Annotated in this window: 6 protein-coding genes; 1 reads left to right on the top strand and 5 read right to left on the bottom strand. The window is 57.4% G+C overall.

Features of this window, described 5'->3' with window-relative positions; translation table 11 throughout:
• Positions 1–50: 50 nt before the first annotated feature.
• The 5 genes from VL547_RS06285 to VL547_RS06265 form a co-directional block, all read right to left on the bottom strand.
• On the bottom strand, positions 51–794 hold the full coding sequence (locus VL547_RS06285; protein WP_325576376.1) for a DUF1003 domain-containing protein: 744 nt from the start codon (positions 792–794) through the stop codon (positions 51–53).
• Positions 795–844: 50 nt separating this feature from the next.
• Positions 845–1834 (bottom strand): DUF4421 family protein, encoded by a 990-nt coding sequence (locus tag VL547_RS06280; protein ID WP_325576374.1) that lies wholly within the window; start codon positions 1832–1834, stop codon positions 845–847.
• Positions 1835–1862: 28 nt separating this feature from the next.
• Entirely contained in the window at positions 1863–5048 is a 3186-nt protein-coding gene (locus tag VL547_RS06275; protein ID WP_325576372.1) for a CusA/CzcA family heavy metal efflux RND transporter, read from the bottom strand.
• 46 nt (positions 5049–5094) lie between these two features.
• Complete coding sequence (locus tag VL547_RS06270; RefSeq protein WP_325576370.1) at positions 5095–6186, bottom strand: efflux RND transporter periplasmic adaptor subunit; 1092 nt, start codon at positions 6184–6186, stop codon at positions 5095–5097.
• A 118-nt stretch (positions 6187–6304) separates the two neighbouring features.
• On the bottom strand, positions 6305–7015 hold the full coding sequence (locus tag VL547_RS06265; RefSeq protein WP_325576368.1) for a response regulator transcription factor: 711 nt from the start codon (positions 7013–7015) through the stop codon (positions 6305–6307).
• Between the two features lie 105 nt (positions 7016–7120).
• Between VL547_RS06265 and VL547_RS06260 the strand changes: the two genes are divergently transcribed.
• On the top strand, positions 7121–10609 hold the full coding sequence (locus tag VL547_RS06260; RefSeq protein WP_325576366.1) for a glycosyltransferase: 3489 nt from the start codon (positions 7121–7123) through the stop codon (positions 10607–10609).
• The last annotated feature ends 100 nt before the right edge of the window (positions 10610–10709 follow it).

The raw sequence follows: 10709 nt of genomic DNA, 5'->3' as shown, positions 1-10709 counted from the left end.
CCCCCCCCCCCCCCCCCCCCCCCCCCCCCCCCACCTCCTTCTCTTTTGGGCTACGCGTCGCCGGAGAGCGAAGATTCGGTGATAGCTGGCCGGTGCAATTCATTGTGGGCGGAAAGCGTTTTCTGGATGCTCGCCATCAGGTCGATCTGGATCTGCTGGATCTCCAGGAGCTTGCGTTGCTCGTGGACGAGCATGTGGTCCACCTTTTCGTGTAACAGGCGGATCTCCAGCTCGGCCTTGAGGTTGACCTTGTAGTCGTGTTCCGAGCGGGCGCGATCCTTGTCGGCCTGGCGGTTCTGGCTCATCATGATGATGGGCGCCTGGACCGCGGCCAGACAGCTGAGGATCAGGTTCATCAGGATAAAGGGATAGGGGTCGAAGCCCTTGTCCCCAAGGGCCCACATATTGATCGCGATCCACGCCAGCAGGATGGCGAAGAACGTGATCAGGAAGGTCCAGCTGCCCCCGAAGGCGGCCACGTGGTCGGCGATGCGTTCGCCAAAGGTCTCTTCCCGGTCCTCCTGTTCCTCGATGTTTTCGCTGAGGATTTCATTGTGACCGATGGCTTCTACGACTTCCTTCTCCATCCCGCTCAATTCCCCGATCTCGTCTTTTACGAGCGCCGCTACATAATCGGCGCGCATCTGGTTGAACGCTTCGGTGGAGAGGTGGCTGTGCTCGTTGAAGTCGGGATGCTGGCTACGGATGTAGTCGTACAATGTCTTTCGGATATCTCCCCCGCTGACGGATTCGTCGGGTGAGCAAAGCTTGTTGGTCAGGAAACAGCGCTGCATAGAAAATTTTTGGGACGCGCTCCCGGGGCGACGGCGCGCCGCCGGGGCCGCTAAAGTATCCGTAATATACGACGGCGGAGCGAATGGAAACGATATCCTACGCTTAAGGAAGCGCTTTGGTTGATGGTTTTCAGACCCAGGTTTTTTTGGGGCTCCTGGACGAGGTCGTAAAAGCCATTGAGGTAGGTGTACCATTTGTCCCCGTTGTACCCCACGGTCAGCCGGCCCTGGTAGCCGAGGTTGGGGAAGAACCTCTGGCGGGTGTGGAATTGGTCCATATAGATACCGACGCCCGGACCGATACAGAACAGGGGGGAGCAGCTCCACCGGCCGCCGTCCCAGACGAAGTTATAGGTGTAACCCGCCTTGGCGACCAGCACCAGGTGGTTGGCGTCGTGAGAGATCAGGTTATAGAGCGTCGAATCCTTCATGGAGGTATCGACGGTGTTCTTCCTGAGGTCGAAGTCCTGGTAGGAGGGTGTGACCATGAGGAGCCAGCTGCCACCGCTCCGGGTCTGGAGCCGGGCGAAGTTGTCGGCCGCCCGGAAGGAGAACCTGTCCGTGTTGAAGAAATATTCCGCATTGACGCCCACGTATTTGTAGTCCGCCCACTGCCAAACCGTTTTGGTGTTGCCGGGGCCGGGGTGGTCCTGGTCCACCAACCCCCGGTCGTGCTGGTAAAACCACTCCAGGCCCCAGTGCGTCCAATACCGGGATATGATAAGCTGGCTGGCCTTAACTTCCTTATTGTGACCGCCCAGGACGGATGTCTCCGGGATGTTCAGGGCGTAATAGATCGAAAACCATTTATAGTTCAGGGCGGCCCCGAGATAGGCGCTGGTATTGGCTTGTAGCCGGGGTTGGCGACCGGTGGCGTTCCCCGCGGAGAAAAGGGTGTGGTAAAAGCCCATGTACGGGCGAACGTTGTTGCTGTCCGCGAAATCGCGGAAACGGCCCTGGTCGCCCGTACGGCCAGCCGGAAAAGAAGCCGTATCCTGGGACCGGGCCGCCGCGCAGCTCAGCATCAGCGCGCAAAACATTATATGAAGTTTCCGCAATCGCATTGGATCAGCGCCGGTGTGCGCCCGGGTCTGGCTCGTGCATTTCCCCTTTGTGCTTGGTGTCAACTTTTCGATAGGCCCAGGCGAAAAACAGGGGGAAAACCAATAACGAGAACATCATCGCGCATAGTATACCCCCGATGACCACCCGCGCCAGGGGCCGGGAGCTCTCGGACCCGATCCCCGTGGATATCGCCGCCGGGAACAGGCCGATCGCCGCCATGAGGGCGGTCATCATGACCGGTCGGATACGGGAGTTCACACCGAGCTTGATAGCGGTATACAGGGAGTTGCTCTGACCCTTGATCTTTTCCAGGTTTTCCTTGAAAACGGTTATCAGGAGAACGCCGTCCTGTATACAGATCCCAAAGAGTGCTATAAACCCAATACCGGCCGAAATACTGAAATTCGTGCCCGTCAAATGCAGGGAAAGCAGGCCGCCCACGATGGCGAAGGGCACGTTGAGGAAGACCAGCCCCGCATCCTTAAAGTTCCCAAACATAATAAAGAGTAACAGGAAAATCAACAAAAGGCTGATCGGGACGACCTGTTCCAGGCGGCGGGTGGCACGCTGCTGGTTTTCAAAGTCCCCCTGCCACACCATACTGTAGCCTTTCTGGAGGGAGACGGCCTTGTTCACCCGGTCCTGCGCCTCGGCGATGGCCGAGCCCATGTCCCGGCCGCGGACCGAAAACTTGACGGCGGCGTAGCGCTCGTTATCGTCCCGGAAGATCAGACAGGGACCGGTCTTAAGCTCGATGGTCGCGATTTCCTTGATGGGTACCTTGGCGCCGTTGAGGGTGGGCACCAGGGTATTGCCGATGTCGTCCACCGAGCCCCGGAAGGCTTCGGGGAACCGTATCCGGATGTCGAATTTCTCGATCCCGCGCTCATAAAGGGTGGTAGCCGCCTTGCCGCCGATGGCCATCTCGATGACCGCGTTGGCGTCGGCCGTGGCAACCCCATATAGCGCCATCTTGTGCTGATCCAGGTTGATGTCCAGCTCGGGCTGACCGATGTTCCGGATCACCCCCAGGTCGGTGATTCCCCGTACCTGCCTGAGCTGGTCGTTGATCGCAAAGGCCTTCTTTTCCATATAGTCCAGGGAGTCGCCGAATATCTTTACGCAGATCGATCCCTTGACACCCGAAACGGCTTCTTCCACGTTGTCGGAGATCGGCTGGGAAAAGTTGAGGTCGGCCCCGGGGATGACGCTCAGCTTCCTGGTCATCTGGTTTATCAGCTCGTCCTTGGAGATGTGCGGTTCCCAGTCCCCTTCGGGATATAGGATGACGTCGAACTCGTTGTTATAAAAACCGGTTACGTCGGTCCCGTCGTCCGGCCGCCCGGTCTGGCTAACGGCGTTCTTGACCTGGGGAAAGGTCATCAGGATGCTGCGCACCTGATCGGCCACCTGTACGGACCGGTCCAGGGAAATGCTATAGGGCATCTGGACGCGCAGCCAGATGGAGCCTTCATCCAGCTCCGGCAGGAACTCCGTGCCCAGGTATTTGAAGGAATAGATGCCCACCGCGATGACGATCAGCGAAAGGATCATCGTCGGGCGGCGGAATTTCTTGTAGTTCCACGTGAAAAGACCGAGCATGATCCTGGTCAGGAAGTGGACGATGGGGTTGTGCTTTTCGTGTACGTTTTTCCGGAGGAGAAGGTTGATCAGCACGGGCACCAGCGTCAGGGTCAGGATCAGCGCGCCCAGCAGGGCGAATCCCAGGGTGTAGGCCAGCGGGGAAAACAGCTTACCCTCGACCTTCTGGAAGGAGAAGATGGGCAATAGCCCGGTAATGATGATGACCTTGGAGAAAAAGATCGCCTTGGCCAGCTCCGTGCCCCGATTCTTGATCAGCCCCAGCTTGGAGGCCTTGTTAAACCGTTCCATTCCCATCTGGTGGGCCTTGTGGTCGAGGGCCACGAATAGCCCCTCCACCATGACCACCGCCCCGTCGATGATGATCCCGAAGTCGACGGCGCCCAGCGACAGCAGGTTGGCCGACATGCCCATCAGGTGCAGACAGATAAAGGCGAACAACAAGGCCAGGGGGATGATGATGGAAACGATCAGGGTGGTCCGCCAGTTGAACATGAACAGGGATACCAGCAGCGTAACCAGCAGGATGCCCTCCACCAGGTTGTGCATCACGGTGTGCGTCGCGAAGTGTATCAGGTCTTCCCGGTTGTAGTAGGGTACGATCTTGACGTCCGGTGGAAGCACCTTTTCATTGAGCTTTTTTATCTTTTCCTTGAGCGCGCTGATGACGATGGAGGGGTTCTCGCCCTTGCGCATCAATACGATGCATTCCACGGCGTCTTCGACGTCGCGTACCTTGCCGTTGCCCAGGTTGTCCGAGCGGCCCACGTGACCCAGGCGGGGGAGGTTGGAGATTTCGACGTTGGCGACGTCCTTCACCAGTACCGGTATGCCGTTATTGTTCTCGACGATGATATTCCGGATTTCGCCGATGTCGTTGAGCAGTCCGATGCCCCGGACGACGTAGGCCTGGTTGTTCCGGTTGACGACGTCGCCGCCGATATTGATGTTGCTGCGGTTGACGGCATTATAGACATCCAGCGGCGTGATCCCCAGGTTGGCCAGTTTTTCGGGGTTGACCTGGATTTCATAGGACTTGACCTCGCCTCCAAAGCTGGTCAGGTCGGCGATGCCGGGGACGGACCGCAACTGGCGGTCGACCACCCAGTCCTGTAGGGTCTTGAGTTCCCGCACGTCCCGGATGTCGCTCTCCAGCGTATACCGGAAAATCTCGCCGGTGGGGCCGGTGGGCGGCTGTACCTGCGGCTGGACGCCGTCCGGGAGGTCGGCGTTGGGCAGCAGGTTATTGACCTGCTGACGGGCGTAAAAATCTTCCACCCCATCATCGAAAATCAGCTTTACATACGACAAGCCGAAGATCGAGGTCGACCGCAGGCTGGTCTTCTTTTGAACCGGGTTGAGCGCGATCTCGATGGGGATGGTGACGAACTTTTCGACTTCCTCCGCGCTGCGACCGGACCATTGCGTGATGACGCTGATCTCGGTATTGGTTACGTCGGGAAAGGCCTCGATGGGCATGTTGTTGAAGCAAACGATGCCAAAAGTCACGAGCACGGCCGTGGCGAAAAAGATAAAGTACTTGTTCTTCAGGGAGAATGCAAGGACCTTACGAAGGAACTTATTCATTCGTCAGTAGATTTTAGCCGTAAGAAAATGCAAGGCTACCCGATAGCTAACTGTTGAGCTGAGCGTATATCAACAGGGCCTGGGACGCCAGTACCTTGTCGCCCTGGTTGACGCCGGTAGCGATGTAGGTCTGGTTGCCGACCGTGTTGACGATGGCTACTTTCCGCATCTGCACCCGGTTCTGGTCGCCGACCACCAGTACGTAGTACTGGCTGTTGTCGAAGATGAGGGCGCTGGAGGGAATGCAAAGGGATTGTTGGTTCGTTTTGTTGCTGATGGTGACGCTGGCGAACATTTCGGGCTTCAGCAGGTATCCCGGATTGGGCAGGACGACGCGCACGCTCATCACCTTGTTGGTCGGGTCGAGGACGTTGGAGATCTTGTCGACCTTCCCCCGGAAGACTTTCCCGGGATAGGAAAGGGTCGTGATGATCGCGCTGTCCCCCATGTGGACGCTGCCTACGTTGGATTCGTATACGTTGGCGAGTATCCAGACGTTGTTGAGGTCGGAAATCGTAAACAACCCGCCGTTATTGTCCGTCCTGATCGCCTGGTTGTTGGATACCAGCTTTTCGACCACGAAACCGCTGATGGGGGACTTGACCGAGGTGGCCCCGGCGCTGCTGACACCGCCGTTGATGGACAGTACCTGCTGAGAACGGGATAGTTCGGACTGAGCTTGTTTATAGTTGGCCTCGGCGGTGATCAGGTCGCTTTGGGATGCAAGACCGCTTTTGAAGAGGTCCTGTTTGGCGTCAAGGTCGCGTTTGGTGACCTGGAGGTTGGTCTCCGCATTGACCAGGTCCCGGCTGTATCCGGCCATTTCGGAGCTACGAATGACACCCAGATCCTGGCCGGCGTGTACGTAATCCCCCAGGGCGACATTGATGTCGTTGATGTTGCCGCTGACCATGGGGTACACGTGAACGACGTTGTCGGTGTTGAAAGAGATCTTACCGGTCAGGGTGATGGCGTTTACCATCGGGCAGGAACGGACGGGCTCTATGTCCAGCGTCCTGGCCAGGGAGTCGGGCAGGGTATAGAAGTCGCTGGCGGGCGTCGGTTTTTCTTCGCTATGACTGCACGCGGTGAAAACCAACGCAGCCGATACACACAATAAAGCCAATGATTTGTTCATCTTTCTTTGATTTCAGGCCTCAAAGCCGGGAACAAAAGTATAGATTATGCGCGGAAACGGCTGTCCAACCCAATTAGAATGTTCTAATAAACAGGGTTGCCTACATGTTAAAATATTGTTATGAGACGGCGTGGACCTCGGGGACGTTGAACCGGAACCCGATCCCGTGGATGGTTTCCAGGATGATGCCTGGGTCGGCCTTGAAGTGCTTCCGGAGCTTGGTGATGAATACGTCCATGCTCCGGCCCAGGAAATAGTCGTCCTTCCCCCATACGTTGAGCAGGACCTCTTCGCGTTTGAGGATTTTATTGGGGTGTTTGCAAAGGAACAGAAGCAGGTCCGCTTCCTTTTGCGTGAGGTTGATCGTTTGGTCGTCTACGTAGATCTTCAGGTCGGTAAAGGAGAACCTGAGCTTACCCACCTGGTAGGTAACGGATTCCTCGGAATGGAGCTTTTTGGTGCGTCTCAGGAAGACCTCCATCCGGAGGATCAGCTCCTGCATGTTGAAGGGTTTTACGATATAATCGTCAGCCCCGCTCTGGAACCCCTTTATTTTGTCCTCTTCCATCGCCTTGGACGTGATAAAAAGGATGGGAACCACGTCACTTTTGCCCCTGATCTTCTTGGCTACGGTAAAACCGTCCTTGGACGGCATCATGACGTCCAGCAGGCAAATGTCGAATTCCGACTTCTGGAATTGTTGCAGCGCCTCATCCCCGTCCGGGCAAAGCGTCACATCGTACCCCCCGATCTCGAGGTTGTCCTTTATGACGTAACCCAGCACAAGGTCATCTTCGGCTAATAAGACTTTAATTTTGGCCGGCTGCATGTTTTTAGCTGATTTAGCTGTTTTTTAAGGTTGTAAGCGGCAATATAGTAAGAATTCCGTTACTGTTCTACTTAACTTTGCCCATCAACCTGTTCAGGCGAATTTATGAGTAAAACGTCACAGATTTTTCAAACCGACAACCCGTCCCGGTGGAGGCGCGTTCAATGGTCCTCCCGGGTACTGCTGGCGGTGTTGGTTTTCCTTATCCTCATCCTGATCGTCGCCCTGGCCCGGTTCAAGAACCCCTCCCTGCCGTTGCTCGAGCAACAGGCCGACTATTACCAGAAGATCCTGAAACCCAAGGGGGTTATCTCCTTCAAAAACTCCCGCAACAAGGCCTACCAGGGGTACCGGGACATCCTGGCCCGGGCGGCCGACTCGGCCAGCCGTAACCGTGAGGCCGCCAAGGAGAACCCGTTCGTCCGGGCCGCCTTTTACAGCCCCTGGTCCCAGCCCGCCCATATATCCCTGAGGAACTACGCGGGCAAGCTCAACAGCATTTTCCCGGAATGGTTTTTCGTGGGCGACGGGGCGCTTGGGTTAAAGAGCAACCTGGACACCTTCGGGTTGAACCTCATGCAAAAAAACAACCTGAAGATATACCCGGTGGTCTCCAATTTCAGCGCCACCAAACAGGACTTCGACGGCCGGCTGGTCCGTCCCTTGCTCCACAACGCCGAAATCCGGGACCGCTTTATCCAAAAACTCCGGGACTCGCTGGTCACTCACGATTTCCAGGGCGTCAACATCGACTTCGAGGAAATCAACGAAAACGATCCCAAATACCTGGTGGACTTTATGGAGGCCTTATACAAGACCCTCCATCCCCTGAAAAAGCTGGTTACCATCGACGTCACTCCCGAGAACGACGACTACGATTACGACAAGCTGGCCAATTGGAGCGACTACATCGTGCTGATGGCCTATGACCAGCACTATGACGAGAGCATACCCGGGCCGGTGAGCGGCCAGAAGTGGGTGGAACAGGCCATGGACGTGGCGGCCAAGGACATACCTTCCGGGAAGATCATTCTGGGCCTGGCCGGCTATGGCTATGACTGGCCCCGGAGCGGGAGGGCCGAATCCATCAGCTACCCCCAGGCGCTCGACCGGGCAGAAGAAAACCATGCCGAGATCGCCTTTGACGGCGAAAGCTATAACCTGCATTTTACCTATACGACCAAGGACGTCCCCGAAAACGGGAACGGCGACCAGCCGCAGGACGTCCAGCACGAGGTCTGGTTCAATGACGCGGCTACCATATATAACACCGTCCGTTTTGCGGACGAATACGGGGCGGCCGGCACGGTCCTCTGGCGGATGGGGGTCGAGGACACCCGGCTTTGGTCGTTTTATCCGTACGATTTAAGTAATAACGGGTTGAAAAAGCACCCCTTTGACTATAGCGCCCTCACCTTCGTACCCCTCCAGTGGGACAACGTGGCCCCGCCCATAGGCGAAGGCGAAATCCTGTCGGTGGAGAATATGCCCCAGGAGGGCAAGATCCAGCTGGACGTGGACTCGTCCGAAAACCTGATCACGGCGCAACGATACCTGCAGCTGCCGGTGAGCTTCCTGATCCGGCGTTTTGGGGAGGATACCAGCGAAGTGCACCGGAAAATGATCCTGACCTTCGATGACGGACCCGATCCCCGCTGGACGCCCCAGATCATCGACATCCTTCGTAAGGAAAATGTGCCGGCGGCCTTCTTTGTCGTCGGAATCAACGCCGAGAAAAACATCCCGATCCTGAGGGAAGAGTATAAGCTGGGGTACGAGATCGGGAACCATACCTTTACCCATGGCAACATCGCGCTGATGGGGCCCCGCCGGGCGGAGCTGGAAATGAAGCTGACGCGGCTGCTCATCGAATGTGTCACCGGCCGCTCGACGATCCTTTTCAGGCCACCCTATAACGCCGACTCCGAACCCCATACCTACGAGGAGCTGATGCCCATCGCCAGGAGCAAAAAGGACAATTACTATACCGTGGGGGAAGCCATCGATCCCGAGGATTGGGAGCCGAATACCTCCGCGGATTCCATTTATGCCCGGGTCGTCCGCATCGAGGCCGCCAGCCGCGGCAGCATCATACTCCTCCACGACGCCGGAGGCGATTCGAGGGCGGCCACGGTGGCAGCCCTGCCCCGTATCATCGACTACTTCAAGGCCAAGGGTTATCACTTCACCACGGTCTCCGACCTGATGGGCAAAACTTACGACGACGTGATGCCCGTGTTGCCGAAATCAAAGGACACCTGGATGATCCAGGCCAACTATTACCTGGCCAGTGTCACCTACTGGACCGGCGAAGTCCTGTTCATACTGTTCCTGGTGGGGATCGTCCTTTCGCTGGCCCGCATGCTGATGATGCTGGTGCTCGCTTTCTACCAGAAGCGGCGGGAGGTCACCCTGGAAGCGGGCTACGAAGCCGTCGCGGCGTCCTGGGCTTCGACCTCCGATCGCTCCGCGATCTACGGTCGGCCCCTTGCGGGGCCCCCCCTTGTCAGTATCGTCATCCCGGCGTATAACGAGGAGGTCAACGCCATAAAAACCATTGAAAGCCTGCTCGGCCAGAACTACCCTAACTTCAATATCGTCTTCGTCGACGACGGCTCCAAAGACTCCACCTTCGAGCGCGTCTCCACCGTTTTTGCCGGGCACCCCAAGGTCCGCGCCGTGACAAAGCCCAACGGCGGCAAGGCGTCCGCCCTTAACTACGGCATCCACATCACCGACGCGGAATTCATCGTTTGTATCGACGCCGACACCCAGCTGGCCATCGACGCCGTGAGCGAATTGATGAAACGTTTCACCGATGTCACGATCGGGGCCGTGGCGGGGAACGTCAAGGTCGGAAACGAACGGAATATCCTCACCTACTGGCAGAGCATAGAATATATTACGGCCCAGAATTTCGACCGGCGGGCGTTCGACCTGCTGAACTGTATCACGGTCGTCCCGGGCGCCATCGGCGGTTTCCGCCGCTCGGCGGTCGCTGACGCCGGCTTTTTTACCACGGACACCCTGGCGGAAGACTGCGACCTGACCATGCGGCTATTACGCAAGGGCTATGTCGTACGCAACTGCGCCAGCGCCGTCTCTTACACCGAAGCCCCCGAGTCCCTGCCCCAGTTCCTCAAACAGCGTTTCCGCTGGAGCTACGGGATCATGCAGTGCTTCTGGAAACACCGTGACGCCCTATGTAACAACCGGTACAAGGCCTTTGGCTGGGTCGCCCTCCCGAACATCCTGATCTTCCAGATAGTATTGCCCTTCCTGGCGCCGCTGGCGGACATCATCCTGGTGCTCAGCCTGATCGCCGCCTGCTTCGGTTTCGTGGACGCCAGCACCTGGCATATCGTCTTCTACTACATCGTTTTCACTTTGGTTGACGTCTTCGGCGCCGCGCTGGCATTCGCCTTCGAGCGTGAAAACCCGCGCAAGCTATTGTGGATGCTCCCCCAACGCCTTGTCTACCGCCAACTCATGTATTACATCCTTCTCCGCTCCCTCCGCCGCGCCATCAAGGGCGAGGGCCAAGGCTGGGGCCGCCTCAAGCGCACCGGCAATGTCAACGTAGCACGTTCATAGCACGCCTAGGGCCTGGAGGGAGGTGGGGTGGGGGGCCTCTTTTATCCCGTTTTTGCGAAACGTTTCGCAAAAACGGGATAAAAGAGGCCCCCCACCCCAC

The organism is Dinghuibacter sp. (assembly GCF_035492835.1).
Lineage (GTDB): Bacteria > Bacteroidota > Bacteroidia > Chitinophagales > Chitinophagaceae > Dinghuibacter.
The sequence above is the reverse complement of the archived record's forward strand: the minus strand, read 5'-3'. Positions and strand labels throughout refer to the sequence as shown.